This is a genomic window from Pseudomonas citronellolis, from assembly GCF_900112375.1.
GTDB classification, from domain to species: Bacteria; Pseudomonadota; Gammaproteobacteria; order Pseudomonadales; family Pseudomonadaceae; genus Pseudomonas; species Pseudomonas citronellolis.
In genome coordinates, this window is the sequence record NZ_FOLS01000029.1 from 1 (window position 1) to 17,987 (window position 17,987).

At 68.9% G+C, this 17,987-nt stretch carries 12 protein-coding genes; 4 read left to right on the forward strand and 8 right to left on the reverse strand.

The genetic code is table 11. The features are described 5' to 3' along the window. From BM060_RS24040 to BM060_RS24070, 7 genes are all read right to left on the reverse strand, one after another. On the reverse strand, positions 1-601 hold a 601-nt coding region (locus BM060_RS24040), incomplete at its 3' end, for a toxin VasX (protein ID WP_369679012.1). Next, on the reverse strand, positions 598-1,491 hold the full coding sequence (locus tag BM060_RS24045; protein ID WP_074983726.1) for a DUF4123 domain-containing protein: 894 nt from the start codon (positions 1,489-1,491) through the stop codon (positions 598-600). The genes BM060_RS24045 and BM060_RS24040, both read right to left, overlap by 4 nt. Next, complete coding sequence (locus BM060_RS24050) at positions 1,488-3,524, reverse strand: type VI secretion system Vgr family protein (protein WP_074983728.1); 2,037 nt, start codon at positions 3,522-3,524, stop codon at positions 1,488-1,490. The genes BM060_RS24045 and BM060_RS24050 overlap by 4 nt, the downstream gene beginning before the upstream one ends. A 137-nt stretch (positions 3,525-3,661) precedes the next feature. Beyond that, positions 3,662-5,074, reverse strand: a complete 1,413-nt coding sequence (locus tag BM060_RS24055) for an efflux transporter outer membrane subunit (RefSeq protein WP_074983731.1) — start codon at positions 5,072-5,074, stop codon at positions 3,662-3,664. An 11-nt stretch (positions 5,075-5,085) separates the two neighbouring features. Then, the gene (locus BM060_RS24060) at positions 5,086-7,065 is read right to left on the reverse strand and encodes a MacB family efflux pump subunit (protein ID WP_074983734.1); all 1,980 of its coding nucleotides are present in this window, start codon (positions 7,063-7,065) and stop codon (positions 5,086-5,088) included. Continuing rightward, positions 7,066-8,238 (reverse strand): efflux RND transporter periplasmic adaptor subunit, encoded by a 1,173-nt coding sequence (locus tag BM060_RS24065; protein ID WP_074983736.1) that lies wholly within the window; start codon positions 8,236-8,238, stop codon positions 7,066-7,068. Between the two features lie 131 nt (positions 8,239-8,369). Beyond that, on the reverse strand, positions 8,370-9,383 hold the full coding sequence (locus BM060_RS24070) for a FecR family protein (RefSeq protein WP_074983738.1): 1,014 nt from the start codon (positions 9,381-9,383) through the stop codon (positions 8,370-8,372). A gap of 284 nt (positions 9,384-9,667) precedes the next feature. Between BM060_RS24070 and pvdQ the strand changes: the two genes are divergently transcribed. The 4 genes from pvdQ (at position 9,668) to BM060_RS24090 (ending at position 14,924) form a co-directional block, all read left to right on the forward strand. Next, positions 9,668-11,956 carry a bifunctional acylase PvdQ gene (gene pvdQ, locus BM060_RS24075; RefSeq protein WP_135499923.1) on the forward strand — a complete coding sequence of 763 codons (2,289 nt, stop codon included), beginning with the start codon at positions 9,668-9,670 and terminating at the stop codon, positions 11,954-11,956. A 127-nt stretch (positions 11,957-12,083) separates the two neighbouring features. After that, positions 12,084-12,392, forward strand: coding sequence for a transcriptional repressor (locus tag BM060_RS24080; RefSeq protein ID WP_074983741.1), 309 nt, complete (start codon positions 12,084-12,086; stop codon positions 12,390-12,392). A gap of 159 nt (positions 12,393-12,551) precedes the next feature. Continuing rightward, positions 12,552-13,874 (forward strand): lysine N(6)-hydroxylase/L-ornithine N(5)-oxygenase family protein, encoded by a 1,323-nt coding sequence (locus BM060_RS24085; RefSeq protein WP_074983743.1) that lies wholly within the window; start codon positions 12,552-12,554, stop codon positions 13,872-13,874. Between the two features lie 57 nt (positions 13,875-13,931). Then, positions 13,932-14,924 (forward strand): GNAT family N-acetyltransferase, encoded by a 993-nt coding sequence (locus BM060_RS24090; protein WP_074983746.1) that lies wholly within the window; start codon positions 13,932-13,934, stop codon positions 14,922-14,924. 568 nt (positions 14,925-15,492) lie between these two features. Here BM060_RS24090 and fhuE read toward each other — a convergent pair. Continuing rightward, a complete protein-coding gene (fhuE, locus tag BM060_RS24095) occupies positions 15,493-17,919 on the reverse strand; it encodes a ferric-rhodotorulic acid/ferric-coprogen receptor FhuE (protein ID WP_074983749.1) in 2,427 nt (808 codons plus the stop codon). Positions 17,920-17,987: the final 68 nt, after the last annotated feature.

Below are 17,987 nucleotides of genomic sequence, written 5' to 3' on the forward strand. Positions count from 1 at the left end.
CCCGGGTCCGTCGTTTGTCCGCCTCGCGGTTCTGCGCATGCTCCTTGGCCAGAACGCGTTCGCGGACCTCCGGCATCAGTTCGGCCAGCAGCGTTTCACTTGCGTCGAGCGGAGGGCAGTGCGGTGCCTGCAGGCGCAGGGCGACCTCGCCCAGGGCGACGTGGCGCATGCGCCGCTGGCGTATGCCGGCCTCCGCCAGTTGGGCGCAGGCGTCTGCGCCGAGGGGGATTTCGCTGTACAGGAGCCAGGCATCGTGGCGCTTGTCCAGGGCGAAGCCGGCCTGGCTGCCGTGCAGCAGGACGCTCTCGTCGGCCGTCAGCGGCTGCGACTGCAGCAACCCGTCGGCGGCCACGGCATAGCGTTGCAGCGGCCCCTGCCCATGCCAGAGGTAGAGGAAGCCACCGCGCAGGCGGCGCAGGGCCATGGGGTGGCTGCTGGCACGCACGGCCGGTTGCAGGCGGGCGTGGCGGGCGGGGTGCTCGGCCAGGGCGTAGCGCGCCGGGACGACGTACAGCTCGTTCTGGCGCGCCGGGCAACTGGCTATCGGGTTGCGGGCGTCGTCATGGCTCATGCCGTGCAGGCGGTTGGGGTTGCTGATCATGAAGCGCTCCTTGCTTGCAGGACGATGGCGTAGGCGAGGTCCGCGGCAGCCTCCAGGCGCCGGGATGGCGTTTGGCTGGACGTCGTGTCGAGCAGTGCGGCTATCTCCGGGTAGTCCTGCAGCGCTTGCTCGCCCAGCAGACCGAAGAGGTTGGCATAGCGGGCAATGTCGACTTCGCTATATAGGCCTCTGGCGTGGGCCTGCTCGGCCAACCCGCGCAAATGGGCGCAGCGCGCCGACCTGTCGCAGTCCGCGGCGTAGTGCGGGAAGGCCTGCCGCAGGTGCGCATCCAGTTGTTCCACGACACGCTGCCAGCGCACTTCGCCCAGGCGTTCCAGTTCTTCGTCGTCAAGTCGGTACGGGCCGTCCTGTCGAGCCGGCACAGGCCCCGCGGGGCGACGGTGACATAGCCAGGAGCGGGTTTCGCCATCGAAGGCGAGGATGGTTTCGAATGGGCCGAACAGGCAGGCATCGCCATTGGCCACGGCCCGTCCCAGCAGCGCATTGGCTACCGCCGGATCGGCCAGGCGCAGGAGCATTTCCTCGCCCTGGGGATGGCGTACGTTGAGCAGCCAGCGCAGATGGGCGAGCCGTTCATGCCAGGGGGCCTGGCCGAACAGCAGGTAGCCCCAATCCCCCTGGCCCTGAGCCAGAAAGGCGTCGAGCAACGCATCGTCCGGCCCGTTCAGCTGGACGAGGCAGGGGGAGATATCGACCAGCTCGTCCCATCGCGTCTGGGTGTAGAGGAGCTGGAAGGTCGTGGTCCCGCTCCATTGCCGCAGCCATTGGGGGAGCTCTGCGAGGCTGGCGCCATCCAGCAGCAGGCTAGCCCCTTCGGTCCATGGCAAGCCGGCTGGCAGCGGCGGCAGGTAGCGAACCTCGGCGTTCATGCTTGCGCTCCCGCTGCCTGGGCGCAGATGGCGCACACCGGCAACTTGCGCAGCAGGGCCTGGCGCTGCGCGGCGATCAGCAAGGCTCCGGGCTTGTCCTGGTCCGCCTGTTGCAACGGCCCGGGCAGCAGGGGCGCGGCCGGCGTGCCGACACCGGGACTGCCGCCGCTGTTGAGCATCACCTCGGCACCGCTGAGGGTGACGCCGCCGGGGTCGAGCTTGACGAAGCTGCCGCCGGCCTTGAGCGTCAGTTCCTGGCCCGCGTCGATCGCCACCTTCTCGCCGGCGTAGTAGTGGATTTCGTTGCCGGCCTCGATGAACTGGCCACTGCCGAGCTTCAGGTGCTGGTCGTTGCCCACCGTCAGGTGGTCGTCGGCGCGCACCTCGACCTTGCGGTCGCCATGGGTGGTGCGGTGTTCCTCGGCCTTGAACTCGCTGTAGGCGTTGGCTTCCACCGTGTCGTGGCGTTCGTGGCCGACGCGGATCTTCTGGTCGCGCTCGATGTTCTCGTCCCAGTCGCGCTGGGCATGCAGGTAGATCTGTTCCTGGCCCTTGCGGTCCTCGATGCGCAGCTCGTTGTAGCCACCGCCGCCGGGGCTGGAGAGTGTCTTGAACAGGCTGCGGGTCTTGTTCGCCGGCAGCTCGTAGGCCGGCAGGTGCTCGGCGTGGTACAGGCAGCCGCTGATCAGCGGCTGGTCCGGATCACCCTCGAGGAAGGTCACCAGCACTTCCATGCCGATGCGCGGGATGGCGATGGCACCGTACTGCTTGCCAGCCCAACTGGAGGCCACGCGCAGCCAGCAACTGGTCTTGTCGTCGGCCGCACCGATGCGGTCCCAGTGGAACTGCACCTTGACCCTGCCGTAGCGGTCACAATGGATTTCCTCGCCCTTCGGCCCCGTCACCACGGCGGTCTGGCTGCCCAGCACGCGCGGCTTGGGATGCGCCAGCGGCGGGCGGTAGGGCACGTCCCAGGGCGTGGCGAGGAAACGGTTGCGGTAGCCCTGGTGGAAGTCGTCCTTGCCGTCGCGGGCGTCTCTGGTGACCGACTCTTCCAGCACCTGCGGCTGCTTGCCTTCGTGCAACACTTCGGTGAGCAACCAGAGGTCGTTCCACTCATCGCGCGGGTGCTCGCGCAGGGGCAGGAAATGGCCGCTGCGCAGGCTCGGCTGGTCGCTGCGGCCCTCGGCCTGGCGGTAGTCGGCGCGGTGCCTTTCCAGGCTGCGCTGGCTCAGCAGTTTGCCGCGCTCGCGCTCGGTGAAGCGGCCGGGGTAATCGTAGTCCTCGAGGTCCGGACGACTGTCGCTGCGGGCCATGCTTTCCAGTTGCAGCCTGGGCTTCTCGAAGTCGTAGTCGCGGCGGCTGACGCGGGCGGTACGGGTATCCAGGCGCTGACCGAAGCGCTTGATCACCGGCAGGTCGGCGACCAGGCCGGAGTCCTGCTGGTAGGCCACCGGCGCCAGCTTGGGGAAAGCCGTCTGGTCGTCGCCGAACACCAGCAGGTGCCCGTCGGGGCTGTGCTCGAAGTGGTAGTGGAGACCTTCCTCTTCGCACAGGCGCTGGACGAAGTGCAGGTCACTCTCGTCGTACTGGGTGCAGTAGTCGCGCGGCGGGTAGACGGTGGGGCCGAGCTGGAAGCGCTGGGCGTCGGCGAGGATGCCGTGCTCCTCCAGCACCCGGGTGATGATCTGCGGCACCGTCAGCTGCTGGAAAATGCGCTGGTTATGCCGATGCGCGAGGTAGGCCAGGCGCGGTACCAGGCTCACCTGGTAGCGGGTCAGGCGCTTGCCGGATTCGCCCTGGGCCACCCGGTGCAACTGGCCATGGATGCCGTGGCCCTGCCCCAGGTCCAGGTAGGCGCCCTTGTGCAGCAGGCTTTCCAGGTCCAGGTCGGGACGTTCGCTGACCAGCTCGATGTCGAAGCGATAGGGTTGGTTCAGGGCTTCGCGGCCATGGAATTCGAGCACCTGCAGGTCGCTGTCGAGGCCGTCGATATTCAGGCTGAAATGGGGCTGGTTGGCGGGGGAGAACATGGCTGGCTTCCTTTCCAAGGGAAGCCGCTATCACAGCAGGTCCGCACTAGGCAGGCCTGTAGGGGGTATCCGTCAACGGAGGATGAATCGGCTGAAGAAGGCAGGAGTGCCAGTGCCTGGGTGTGAAGAGCGCGGCGTCAGGGTCGTCGGGCGAGGCTGCCGCTCTCTTCCCAGCCGCCCCCCAGGGCCTTGAACAACCCCACCGCCGCCTGCAGGCGCGCCAGGCGCAGCTGCACCGCAGCGTCCTGCGCCTGGTAGAGGGTGCGCTGGGTGTCCAGCACCGTGAGCAGGGTTTCCGCGCCGGCCTGGTAGCGGCTGTCGGAGAGTTCGAAGGCGCGCTGCGCCTGTTCCAGTTCCTGCTGCTGCCAGTGCAGCTGGCGGTCGATGCCGTCGATGCCGTTCAGCGAGCGCTCGGTGTCGGCGAAGGCGCCGAGGATGGCCTTGCGGTAGTTTTCCAGCAACTCGCGCTGCAGCGCCAGGCGGCGGTCGCGCTCGGCGCCCAGGCGGCCGTGGTTGAAGATGGGCGCGAGCAGGTTGGCGCCCAGGTCGTAGTAGGAGGTGCGCAGCAGGTCGGAGGCGTGGTTGGCGCCGGAGGACAGGTTGGCCGTCAGCGTCAGGCTGGGCAGCATGGCGGCGCGGGCCACCTGCACGTCGGCCTGGGCCGCCGCCAGTTGCGCTTCGGCGCGGGCGATGTCCGGGCGGCGGGCGAGCAGTTCGCTGGGCAGGCCGGCGCCGACCTGCGGCCACTGCACGCTGTCGAACGGCTGGCCGCCCAGTTTCAGGGCCGGCAGCGGTTCGCCGATCAGGGTGGCCAGGGTGACCTGGGCATCTCGTTCCTGCTGCAGCAACAGCGGCAACTGGCGCTGTTGGGCGGCCACCAGACCGCTCTGCTGGGCCACCTCCAGCTCGGTGGCGGAGCCGGCCTCGCGGCGGCTGCGCACCAGGCCCAGGACCTGCTCGGCGTTCTCCAGGTTGAGCCGGGCGATGCGCTGCTGTTCGCGCAGCGCGAGCACCTGCAGGTAGGCGTCGGCTACCCCGGCCACCAATGTCAGTTCCACGGTGGCGCGGTCGTATTCGCTGGCCTTGAGGCTTTGCAGCGCGCTGCGGTAGGCGGCGCGGCGGCCGCCCCAGAAGTCCACTTCGTAGCTGGCGCTGAGGCCGGCGCTGAAGGTGTCCACCGCCTCATTGTCCTCGCTGGCGTCGATGCCGCTGTAGCCAGTGCCGTGCAGCAGCTTCTCGCGGGTGACGCCCAGTTGCGCGTTGACCTCCGGCAGCAGCGGCGCGCCGGCGATCACCGCGCTGGCGCGGGCCTGGTCGACGCGGGCGATGGCCGCCGCCAGGTCCTGGCTGTTGTCCAGGGCACGCTGGATCAGGCCGTCCAGCTCGCCGGCGCCGAAGCGCGTCCACCAGCGCTGCAGCTCGCCGCGGCGGGTGTCGCCGGCGCCATACTGCCAGGCGGGTGGGGTGACGATGCCGCTGTCGAGGGGGGCCGGGGCGCCGGCGCAGGCGCCCAGCAGCAGGCAGGCGGGCAGTAGGCTCAGGGCTTTCATTCGGGTGTCCGTCATTGGCTGGCCAGGGCGGCCACCGGGTCGAGGCGGGCGGCCTTGCGCGCCGGCATGAAGCCGAACACCAGGCCGGTGGCCAGGGCGCAGGCGAAGGCGCCGAGGATGGCCGCCGGGGAGAACGCCACCGCCACCTTGCCCAGCAGCAACGCGCCGCCGATGCCCAGGGCGATGCCGACGCCGGCCAGGCCGCCGACCACCGAGAGCAGCGTGGCCTCGGTGAGGAACTGGCGCAGGATGTCGCTCTGCCGCGCGCCGGTGGCCATGCGGATGCCGATCTCGCGGGTGCGTTCGCGCACGGTCATCAGCATCACGTTCATCACCCCGATGCCACCCACCAGCAGGGAGATGGCGGCGATGGAGCCGAGCATCAGCGACAGGGTGTTCTGGGTGTGCGCCTCGGCCTGGATCAGCGCGGCGTTGTTGGTCAGCTCGTAGTCGCGCTGGCCGCGGTGCAGGCGCTGCATCAGGCGGTCGATGGCCTTCTCCGTCTCGTGCACGCGGCGCGCGTCGGCGGCGGCGATGATCACGTATTCCGGGTTGCGCGTGCCGAACAGGCGGATGCTGGCGGCGGAGTAGGGCACGGCGATGCGGTTGTCGGCATCCTGGTCGCCGGAGCTGGAGCCCTTGGCCTGCAGCACGCCCACCACCTGGAAGGGTACGTTCTCGATGAGGATGTAGCGGCCGATCGGGCTGCTGGCACCGAACAGCTTCTCGCGCACCTTGGCGCCGATCACCGCGACCGTGGCGGCATTGGCTTCGTCGCGTTCGGTGAAGTAGCTGCCTTCGCTCACCGGCCAGTTGAGGATCGCCGGGAAGTCGGTGTTGTTGCCGCCGACGTAGGCGTGGTAGTCGAGGCTGCCGTGGCGCACCACCAGTTCGCCGCCGTTCACCGGCATGGCCATCTTCACCTGGGGCAGGGTGGCGATGGCCGCGACGTCGTCCAGGCTGACGATGCCCATGGGCGTGCGCGGGTTGGGCGAGTAGCCGCTGAGGTAGATGATGTTGGAGCCGAAGGCGCCCATCTGCGCCATCACCTGGCGCTTGCTGCCTTCGCCCACGGCGAGCATCACCACCACCGAGGCCACGCCGATGACGATGCCCAGCAGGGTGAGGGCGGTGCGGAAACGGTTCAGCCACATTACCCGCCAGGCGGCGCGGATGGCTTCCAGCAGTTCGGCGCGCCAGGCCCCGGCGGGCTCGGCGCTGCCCTGCTGCAGGCGCTCGCGCAGCTCCTCGGCGCGCAGGCCGGGGGTGGCCGGTTGCGACGGCGCGCCATTGGCGCTGTCGCTGACGATCTCGCCGTCGAGCACCTCGATGACGCGCTTGGCGCGGGCGGCGACGTCGCGGTCGTGGGTGATCAGGATCACCACGTGGCCCAGGGCGGCCAGCTCGTCGAGCAGCGCCATGACCTCGGCGCCGCTGTGGCTGTCGAGGGCGCCGGTGGGTTCGTCGGCGAGGATGATGTGGCCGCCGTTCATCAGGGCGCGGGCGATGGAGACGCGCTGCTGCTGGCCGCCGGAAAGCTGCTGCGGGCGGTTGCCGGTGCGCTCGCCCAGGCCCAGGCGCTCCAGCAACTGGCGAGCGCGGCCGTGGCGCTGCAGGGCCGGGGTGCCGGCATAGATGGCCGGCATCTCGACGTTTTCCTGGGCCGAGGCCGAGGGGATCAGGTGGTAGCCCTGGAACACGAAGCCGAAGGCCTCGCGGCGCAGCCAGGCCTGCTCGTCGCTGTCCAGCTCGGCGACGTCGCGCCCGGCGAACAGGTAGCGGCCGCTGCTGGGGCGGTCGAGGCAGCCGAGGATGTTCATCAGCGTCGACTTGCCGGAACCGGAGGCGCCGACGATGGCGACGAACTCGCCGGGGTGGATACTCAGGGAGATGCCGCGCAGCACCTCGACCTCGGGGCTGCCGTTGCCGCCGTAGCGCTTGCGTACGTCGCGCAGTTCGATCAGCGGGATGTCCTGGAGGGTTTCGCTCATTCAGCCCTCGCCATTGTCCGGGGCGGCCATCAGCAGGCGCTCGCCTTCCTGCAGGCCGGACAGCACCTGGACGTGCAGGCGGTCGCTGATGCCGGTCTCGACCTTGCGGCTCTCCGGCTTGCCGTTGCGCCCGACCACCCAGACGTGGCGGCCGCCCTGGCCATCTTCATGCAGCGCGGCCACGGGCGCGGTGAGGGTGCCCTGGGCGGTGGCGGCGACGAAGAACACCTGGGCGGTCATTTCCGCCATCAACTGGTGGTCGCTGTTGTCCACGTCCACCAGCACCGTGTACAGCACCACCCGGCCGCTGCCGCTGGAACCGCCGGCGGAGCCGCTGCCGGTGCTTTCCTGGTTGTTCGGGTCCAGAGGCTTGGGCGGCACCGGGAGGATCTGCCGCACCGTGCCGCTCCAGCGCCGTTGCTCGCCGGCGAGGGTGGTGAAATAGGCCGGCATGCCCGGCTTGACGCGGCCGATGTCGGCCTCCGAGACCTGGGCCCAGACGGTCATCGGCGAGAGCTTGGCGATACGCAGGATCAGCGGCGTCTGCTGCTGGGCGTTGAGCGTCTGGCCCTCGCGGGCGTCCACCGCCACCACGGTGCCGGACATGGGCGCATAGATGCGCGTGTAGCCCAGCTCGGCCTCGTCGCTGCGCAGGGTAGCCTTGGCCTGGTGGATCTGCGCCTGGTACATGTCTATCCGCGCCTGGGTCGCCTGCACCTGCGCGTAGGCGGTCTGCACGTCTTCCTCGCGGGTGGCGCTGGCGGCGGCCAGGCGCTGCTGGCGCTGGTATTGCTGGCGCGCCAGCAGGTGCTGGGCGCGCTGCTCGGCCAGCTGCGCCTTGAGCACTTCGATGGAGTAGCGGCCGGCGTCGACCCGCGCCTGCTGGGTGGAGGGGTCTATCTCCACCAGCAGTTGGCCTTCCTTGACCTCGTCGCCGGGCTCCACGTGCAGTTTGAGTATCTGCCCCGATGCCTGGGCGCCGACGTCCACGTAGCGCCGTGGCTGCAGGGTGCCGAGGGCGGTGACGCTGCTTTCGATGTCGCCACGGGCGACCGGGGCGGTGATCAGGTCATCGCCGCCGAAAGGGTGGGTCTGCCAGGCTGCGACGGCGAGCAGGGAGGTGAGAAGGGCTGCGATCAGCAGCGTGCGACCAGTACGACGGGGGCGTTTCATTCGGGGTTCCGGCCAGGGCTTGGAAGGCATGCCGCCGCGGGATCGCGGCCAGGCATGCGCTTTCGGGAAGACGGATGATGCCCAAGGAAATTTAGCGCCGACAGGGCTCGCGGAGCTTTATTCGCGCGCTGTTACAACTGCGCGTAGCGGCTGCTGATGCGGATGCTGCCGTTGTCCAGGCGCTGTAGCTCGACCGGCAGCACCCGGGGCAGGGCATTGACCAGTTCCTGCAGGTTGCGCGTGCGGTAGGTGCCGCCGATGCGCAGGTTGGCCACCGTCTGGTCGGCCAGCACCAGCGGGGCGTCCAGATAGCGGTTGATCAGCGGCAGGGCGGCGCCCAGCGATAGGTCGTCGAGCACCAGGCGGCCGTCGCGCCAGGCCAGGACCTGGGCGGGGTCGGCGCTGGCCACCAGGGGCTGGAGCATGCCGGCGCGGTAGCTGGCCTGCATGCCGGGGGTCAGGCTGCTGTCGTTGCCGTCCTTCTCGCTGCGCACCCGCACCGAGCCTTCGGTGACGGTCACGGTGACCTGGTCCTGGTACTTCCACACGTCGAAGCGCGTGCCGGTAACGGTGATGCTGCCCTTGGCGGCGCGCACCACGAAGGGGTGGCTGGCGTCGTGGCTGACGTGGAAATAGGCCTCGCCGTGGTCCAGCACCACCCGGCGCATGTCGCGGAAATTGGCATAGGACAGGCGGGTATTGAGGTTCAGCTCGACCTCGCTGCCGTCGGGCAGCACCACTTTGCGCAGGGTAGCGTCGGCCTGGTAGCGGTGGTAGCTGTCCGGCACCCAGCCCTGCAGCCAGCCCAGGTAGCCGGCGGCCGGCAGTACCAGCAGGGCGAGGGCGGCGGCGCGCAGCTGCTTGCGCCAGGAACGCCGGCGGCGCCCGGCCTGCGCGGGCGGGCGCGGCAGCGGCGGACGGCGGCCGGTAGTGCGCGGGGTGGGGCGGGCTTCCAGCAGGTGTGCGCTGAGCTTCCAGATCTTTTCCACTTCGGCGTACTTGGCCGCGTGCCGCGGGTCGCTTTCCAGCCATTGCTGGAACTCCGCACGCTCGGCATCGCTGCAGTCCTGCTCGTGCAGGCGCATGCACCAGTGCGCGGCGGCCTGCGCCACGGGATCGCTAGAAGGGGAAGGGGGGGTAGTCATGAAGGGGCCGGTTGAACCTTGCCGCGCCTGGATCCGGCGCCGCCATGGCGGAGGGATGATGGGCGCAATTATAGGAGAGCTCGCATCCTACGGAAAGCCGCGGCCGGGCGCCAGCCACCCCGATCCAGCCTTGCCCGGGCGCATACGGCGGGCGCCGGTAAAGTTTCCCGGGCGCGCTTCGTTCCCTGAATGCCGGCGTTCTGGGCGGAGCATTCATGCCGCCGAAGGCCGCGACTTCCCGTCGTCCTGCGCCATCCGCGGCGCGCTCGTACAGAGATGAATCGATGCAAAAGCGCACCCTCGTGGCCGGCCTCGCCGGCGCCTTGCTCGGCCTGCTGCCCCAGGCCCACGCCGACAGCGCCCGCCCGGCCGCCCTGGCCGCCGACATCCGCTGGACCGCTTACGGCGTACCGCACATCCGCGCCACCGACGAAGGCGGCCTGGGCTTCGGCGTCGGCTACGCCTACGCCCGCGACAACGCCTGCCTGCTGGCCGACGAGATCGTCACCGCCCGCGGCGAGCGCTCGCGCTATTTCGGCGCCGAGGGCGAATCCTCGGCGCAGGTCGGCAACCTCGCCTCGGACGTCTTCTTCACCTGGCTCAACCGTCCGGAATCGGTGGAGGCCTTCCGCAAGGCCCAGTCCGCGGAAGTGACGCAACTGCTGGAAGGCTACGCGGCGGGCTTCAACCGCTTCCTGCGCGAGGCCAGCACCGACACCACCAGTTGCCTGGGCCAGCCCTGGCTGAAGCCGATCGACAGCAGCGACCTGGTGCGCCTGACCCGCCGCCTGCTGGTGGAGGGCGGTGTCGGCCAGTTCGCCCAGGCCGTGGTGGCCGCGGCGCCGCCGGGCGCTGCCAGTGCAGCCCTGACCGGCGCGGAGGGCTTCCGCCTGGCCGAGCAGCGCCGCGAGCGCTTCCGCCTGGAACGCGGCAGCAACGCCATCGCCGTCGGCGCGGAGCGCTCGGCCAGCGGCCACGCCCTGTTGCTGGCCAACCCGCATTTCCCCTGGCAGGGCGCCATGCGCTTCTACCAGCTGCACCTGAGCATCCCCGGCAAGCTGGACGTCATGGGCGCGGCGCTGCCCGGGCTGCCAATGGTGAACATCGGCTTCAACCGGCACCTGGCCTGGACGCACACGGTGGACACCTCCAGCCACTTCACCCTCTACCGCCTGGAGCTGGACCCGCAGAACCCGCTGCACTACCGCCTGGACGGACGCTGGCAGCCGCTGGAGAAGCGCGTGGTGAAGGTCCGGGTGCGCGGCGCCGACGGCCAGTTGCAGACGGTCGAGCACAACGTCTACGAATCGGTCTACGGCCCGGTGCTGGTCTGGCCCGGCAAGCTCGACTGGAGCGCCGGCGAAGCCTACGCCCTGCGTGACGCCAACCTGGACAACACGCGGGTGCTGCAGCAGTGGTACTCGATCAACCAGGCGCGCGACGTGGCGGACCTGCGCCACCGCGTGGAATCCCTGCAGGGCATTCCCTGGGTGAATACCCTGGCCGCCGACGAACACGGCGACGTGCTCTACCTGAACCAGTCCGTGGTGCCCAACCTGACCCCGGGACAGCTGCAGGCCTGCGCCATTCCCGCGCTGGTCGCCGAGGGCCTGCCGGCGCTGCAGGGCAACCTCGGCCGCTGCGGCTGGAGCCGCGACCCCGGCGCGGCGCAGCCCGGCATCCAGCCGGCCACGCAGTTGCCGGCGCTGGTGCGCCGCGACTTCGTGCAGAACTCCAACGACAGCGCCTGGATGACCAACCCGGCGGCGCCGCTGGAAGGCTTCTCGCCGCTGGCCAGCCGCCAGGACCAGCCGCTGGGCCTGCGCGCCCGCTTCGCGCTGCAGGCCCTGCAGGGCAAGGGCGCTATCGATGAACCGCTGCTGCAGCGGCTGGTCACCGGCAACCACGTCTACGCCGCCGACCTGGTGCTGCCCGACCTGCTGCAACTGTGCCGCCAGGCGCAGGAAGCAGCGCTGTCGTCCGCTTGTGGCAGCCTCGCCAAATGGGACCGCAGCGCCAACCTCGACGCCGGCCCGGGCTTCGTCTACTTCCAGCGCTTCATGAGCCACTTCGACGCGCTGGAGGGCGCCTGGAAGGTGCCCTTCGACCCTGTGCGCCCGTTACAGACGCCCAGCGGCATCGCCCTGGACAAGCCGCAGGTGGCGAAACAGGTGCGCGAGGCTCTGCTGGCCGCGACGAAAGAGGTGCATGAGCTGGGGCTCGACCAGCGCCAACGCTGGGGCGAAGTGCAGGTCAGCAGCACAGCCAAGCCGCCGATCCCGATCCCCGGCGGCGACGGCCACCTGGGCATCTACAACGCCATGCAGAGCGTGCCCCACGGCGACCATCTGGAGGTGGTGAGCGGCAGCAGCTACATCCAGCTGGTCAGCTTCACCGCCGAGGGCCCGCAGGCCAAGGGGTTGCTGGCGTTCTCCCAGGCCAGCGAGCCGCGCTCGCCGCACCACGCCGACCAGACCCGGCTGTTCTCGCGCCAGGCCTGGTCGCCACTGCCCTTCACCGAGGCGCAGATCGACGCGGACCCCACACTCCGGGTGGTGCGCCTGGCGCAATGAAAGGAGGCGGACTCCCATGATTTCCAACGAGTTTCAGGCACCTGCGGAACGGATTCGACCATGCAAGAGGAGGGCGGCGCACCCTGACCACTGGCTGCGCCCGGCCCAGGGGGACAAGGAGAAGCCAATGACCCAATCCAGAGCCAGCGAGCCCGCGCGGCGGATTCTGGCCCATGCCGGCCTGCGCACCAGCCTGCCGCGGCTGGTGGTGTTGAGCGCCTTCCACGAGCAGGACGCCTACACGGTGGAAGAGCTCTACCAGCGCCTGCGCGAACCGACCAACTCCATCACCCAGGCCTGCGTGCAGAGCACCCTGCGCAGCCTGGGGCGCAGCGGCGTGCTGGTGCGCGATGCACAGCGCCGCTACCGCCTGGCGCCCTCGTTCTCGTTCTCGATGGCGCTGGACGAAGAGGGCGAGGCGCGCCGTCTGCAGTGATGCGTCGCTAGAGATTCCTACAGAAAACGCTAATAGGACGCATTCTAAATTTCCGCAAAGCGGTCTCGTCTTTCAGAAACAAGGCGCCGATGCGGCGTCCCCATGGGCCGGCGGACCGCCACCGCGCCTCCTGGCAAACGGGCTAAGGATATTGGCAGCATGAACCAGATGATCACCCCCACCTACGACGTTCTCGGCATCGGTTTCGGGCCTTCCAACCTGGCGCTGGCGATCGCGCTGCAGGAGCAGGCGCAACGCGAGGGCCTCGACTACCATGCGCTGTTCCTCGACAAGCAGGGCGACTACCGCTGGCACGGCAACACCCTGGTGGCGCAGAGCGAACTGCAGATCTCCTTCCTCAAGGACCTGGTGAGCCTGCGCAACCCCACCAGCCCCTACAGCTTCGTCAACTACCTGCACAGCCAGGGGCGCCTGGCGGACTTCATCAACCTCGGCACCTTCTACCCGTGCCGCATGGAGTTCAACGACTACCTGCGCTGGGTCGCCCGGCACTTCGCCGAGCAGGCCCGCTACGGCGAGGAGGTGCAGCACGTGGAGCCGGTCGCCGGCGCCCACGGCATCGACCTGCTCAAGGTGGTCTCGCGTGACGCCGAAGGCCACGAGAACTACCGCCTGGCACGCTCCATCGTCCTCAGCACCGGCGGCACGCCGCGCATCCCGCAAGCCTTCGCCAGCCTGCGCGGCGATGCGCGGGTGTTCCACCATGCGCGCTACCTGGAGCGCATGGCCGAGCAGCCCTGCGTGCGCCACGAGCCGATGCGCATCGCCGTGGTCGGCGGCGGGCAGAGCGCCGCCGAGGCCTTCATCGACCTCAACGACAGCTACCCCTCGGTACAGGTCGACATGATCCTGCGCGCCGCCGTGCTCAAGCCGGCTGACGATAGCCCCTTCGTCAACGAAATCTTCGCGCCCGACTACACCGACCTGGTGTTCCAGGAGCCGGAAAGCGAGCGCGAGAAGCTGATCGCCGAATATCACAACACCAACTACTCGGTGGTGGACCTCGACCTGATCGAGCGCATCTACGCCATCTTCTACCGCCAGAAGGTCTCCGGGCAGGCCCGCCACGGCTTCCTCTGCCGCCGCCACGTCGAAGGCGTGCGCGCCGACGCCGCCGGCGTGCACCTGAGCCTGCGCGACAGCGCCACCGGAGAGGTGGGACAGAAGCAGTACGACGCGGTGATACTGGCCACCGGCTACGAGCGCAACTCGCACCGCGAACTGCTGGCGCCGCTGCAGGCGCACCTGGGCGACTTCCGCGTCGACCGCGACTACCGCCTGCAGACCGACGCGCAACTGCGCGCGCCCATCTACTTGCAGGGCTTCAGCCAGGCCAGCCACGGCCTCAGCGACACCCTGCTGTCGGTCCTGCCGGCCCGCGCCGAGGAGATTTCCACGTCGCTGTTCCGGCACCTGCAGGCGCAGCCGGCAGCTCGCACAGTCGCCGCCGAGACCGCCTGAGCCCATGGGCCCGTTGCCGCCCCCATCGGGGCGGCGCCTCCAAGCGAGAGTATCCGCATGTCCAGTCCGCTTCCCGAATCCATCCTGCCACTACCCGACGGCCGCCAATTGAGTGCCGAGACGCAGGGGCGACGCCTGACGCTGTCCCTCGATGGCGCGGGGCTGCTTGCCCTGGAAAGCGATGGCCATACCTGGCAGCTGCTGTCCGAGGTGTCACCCTTCGCGCTCTGGGCCTTCGCCTACTGGTGCTTCGCCCATGACGAACAGCGCCAGGTAATCCTCCTGCAAGGCGCCGGCTGCCCGGCGCAGGCCTACGCCGAAGGGCTGCTCAGCCGCACCGGCGACGGCCTGGCGCAAGTGGAGCGCAGCGCCTTCTGGCAACTGCCGCAGCCCTGGTTGCGCCAGCCCCTTGAGGTGGCGTTCCCCCAGGTGTTCCGCATGGACGCCGGCAAGCGCCACCCGCTGCGCCCGCCCAAGCCTGAAGGCGAGGTCTACCGGCGCTTCGATGCCCGCCTGGGAAGCTGGATATCCCTGCGCACCCTGGATATCGACGCCGACCTGGAACGCTTCAACCGCTGGCAGAATCACCCGCGCGTGCTGGAGTTCTGGCAGGAGGGCGGCAGCCTCGCGCAGCACCGGGCCTACCTGGAAAAGCTCGCGCTCGCCCCTCACGCGCTGACGCTGATCGGCTGCTTCGACGACCAGCCCTTCGCCTATTTCGAGGCCTACTGGGCCAAGGAAGACCGCATCGCACCGTTCTACGCAGCGGACGACTATGACCGCGGCATCCACATGCTGGTGGGCGAAGACAGCCAGCGCGGCCCGCACAAGGTACAGAGCTGGCTGGATGCCCTGGTCCACTACCTGCTGCTGGACGAACCGCGCACCCAGCGCATCGTTGCCGAGCCCCGCGCGGACAACGCGCGCATGATCGGCCACATGCAGCGCCTGGGCTTCTGGCGCGAAAAGGAATTCGACTTCCCGCACAAACGCGCGGCGCTGATGGTGCAGAGCCGGGAAAGCTTCTTCGAGCGCTGCGCGCTGCGCTGACCGCCTCAGCCCCGGGGGCGCTCCAGGCGGGGGCCTGCTTTTCTACGGGGCTACGGATTTACGACGGTGTTGAGGCAGAGGTTAAAGAGCACCCTCACCCCAGCCCTCTCCCGCAAGCGGGAGAGGGGCCATTCGTGCCACCGGCGTGCCACCGGGGTGTCCGGCGGGGGCGTTGAATCCAATCGCGGACAAAGTCCGCTCCTACGCCCTCCGGCAAACATCAGACCTGTAGGATGGCGTTGAGCGAAGCGATACCCATCACCACGACCGCATGGGTTTCGCCAAGGCTCAACCCATCCGTTGAGGCGCGCCTTGGCGCAGCCGGCAAGACAGTTGCTCCTACGCCCGTGCTTCCTGGAACCGTAGGAGCGGACTCTGTCCGCGATTCGGCGGATAACGCCGTAGGCGTTATGCGCCCTACGGATTTCCAGAGAAACATCCGAGCACTCGGAGCGGCGTGCTACACCAAGCCCTCAACCCCACCCCACATGAAAATGCCGTTCCCCTCATAAAGAGAAACGGCATTCTTCCTTGACTGAACAGCGTCCAGAGCTTTGTCGTTCGCCGCTCAGAACTTGTAGTTCAAGGTGGCCAGGACGTTGCGGGGGGCGCCCCAGATGCCCTGGCCGTACCAGTTCACCGCGGTCTGGTACTTCTCGTCGAACAGGTTGTTGACGTTCAGCTGCGCCGAGATCTGCGGGGTGATGTCGTAGCGGGCCATCAGGTTGGCGACCAGGTAGTCGGACTGCTCCTGGCGCTGGCCCTGGGGACCCACGCCGTCGTAGTAGATGCGGCTCTGCCAGTTGGCGCCGCCGCCCACCGTCAGCTGCTTCCATTGCCCCGGCAGGCGGTAGGTGGTGAACAGGCGTGCCATGGTGCGCGGCAGCTGGGTGTTCACGTCATTGTCGTCGGAGTCCTTGGCGCTGTAGTGGGTGGCGAAGAAGAAGGCGTTCCAGTTCTCGGTGAGGGCGCCGGACAGTTCGAACTCCACGCCCTTGGAGGTGGCGCCGTCGGTGGCGTAGTAGGCCGGGCTGTCGGGGTTGCCGGGCACGGAGTAGCCGACGTCCTGCTGGCCGAGGTTGTCCTGGACGATCCGGAAGGCGGCCAGGGAGGCGTTCAGCCTGCCGTCGAGGAATTCGCCCTTGATGCCGGCCTCGTAGGCGTCGCCGGTGACCGGGTCGAGCCAGCCGCCGTTGCGGTCGCGGTAGTCCTGGAAGTTGAAGATGCTGGTGTAGCTGGCGTACAGCGAGTAGTTCTGGTTCAGGTCGTAGACCAGGCCGGCGTAGGGGATGAACTTGTGGTCGCTGTAGTCGTACTCGCCCGAGGAGGCCCAGCCGGCGCCTTCGCGGTCGTACTGGGTGAAGCGGCCGCCGAGGATCAGCTTCAGCGGGTCGGCCAGGGACAGGCGCAGGGCGGCGTAGCCGGCCTTCTGCTTGGTGTGGTTGCGCTCGGAGAGTTCGCGGTTCTCGTAGTCCCACTCCGGTTCCGCCACGTGGCCGAAGTCGTACACGCTGACCGGGGATTGCCAGGGCGTCTTGTTGCCGATCCAGTCGAACGAGTACTTGTGGTCGAAGTAGGTGGCGCCGACCACGGCCTCGTGGGTGCGGCCGAACAGTTCGAACGGGCCGGACAGGCGCAGGTCGGTGCTCTGCTGCTTGCGCTCGCCGGGGAAGCGCGACTGCGAGGGTTCGGCGTCGATCAGGCCGGTCTCCGGGTCGGGAAAGCCCCAGTTGAAGATACGTGCGTTGTCCACCTCGTTGCGGTTGTGCATGACGCGGAACTGCGCCTGCCAGTCGTTATCGAAGCGGTGCTCGAGGTTGGCGAAGAAGTTCTTGACCTCGACTTCCTCGGTGTTCCACTTCGGCGCGATGCTGAACGAGCGACTGTAGTGGGTCTTCGAGCCGTCGCTGTTCCACAGCGGCACGCCGCCGTAGGTCAGGCCGTCGGCGTCGGACTTCTGGTAGCTGGCGCCCAGGCTCAGGGTGGTGGCGTCGGTCAGGTCCACGTCGACCACGCCGTAGATCACGTGGCCCTCGCGGGAATAGCGGTCGAAGAAGTTCTTCTTGTCCTGGTAGGCGCCCACCAGGCGGCCGCGCACGTTGCCGGTGGGCGTCAGCGGGCCGGACAGGTCCAGGGTGCTGCGGTAGTTGTCCCAGGAGCCGGCGCTGACCTGCGCCTCGCCGCGGAATTCCTTGCTGTCGGCGCGCTTGCGCACCAGGTTGACCGAGGCCGAGGGTTCGCCGGCGCCGGTGAGCAGGCCGGTGGCGCCGCGGACGATCTCGATGCGGTCGTAGATGATGGCGTCCAGCTCGGACTCGCCCGCGGCGTAGTTGCTCTTGTAGTAGCTGGAAATTCCGTCGTACTGCAGGTCGTTGATGAAGAAGCCGCGCGAGGCGAAGACGGTGCGCTCGCTGTCCAGCTGCGGCGCGGAGATGCCCGGCGCGTTGGCCAGCACGTCGCCGAGGGTGGTCATGTTCTGGTCGTCCATCCGCTGGCGGGTGATGACGCTCACCGACTGCGGTGTCTCGCGCGTCGACAGCGGCAGGCCGGTGGCGGAGGCGGTGGCGCCGGTGGTGTAGGAGCCGGTGCCTTCGGTGGTGGTGCCCAGGGGGCTGGAGATGACCTGGGTAACGCCCAGGTTTACCGGCTCTTCCGAGACCGGCTTCATGGTGTAGCGGCCGTCGCTGTCCTGCTCGGCCTGCAGGCCGGAGCCATCGAGGAGCCGTTGCAGGGCTTGCTGCACGCTGTAGCGGCCGTCCAGGCCGTGGCTCACGCGGCCGTCGGTCAGCGCCGGGTCGAAGGAGATCAGGACCTTGGCTTCGGTGGCGAAGCGCGTCAGCACTGCGCCCAGGTCGCCTTTGCCGATGTGGTATTCGCGCACGTCGGCGCCATCGGGTTCGGCCTGGGCGGGGACGCCCAGGCCCAGTACGGCGGAAAACAGCAGCGCCTGGGCCAGCGCCAGGGGGAGGGGACGTGGGGCGAAGGGTGCTCTCATGGTGGTGTCGTGCTCTTCCAGGTTGGCAGTGGGGCGTTTGCCCTCTGCTTGATGAGTCGAAGGAGCAC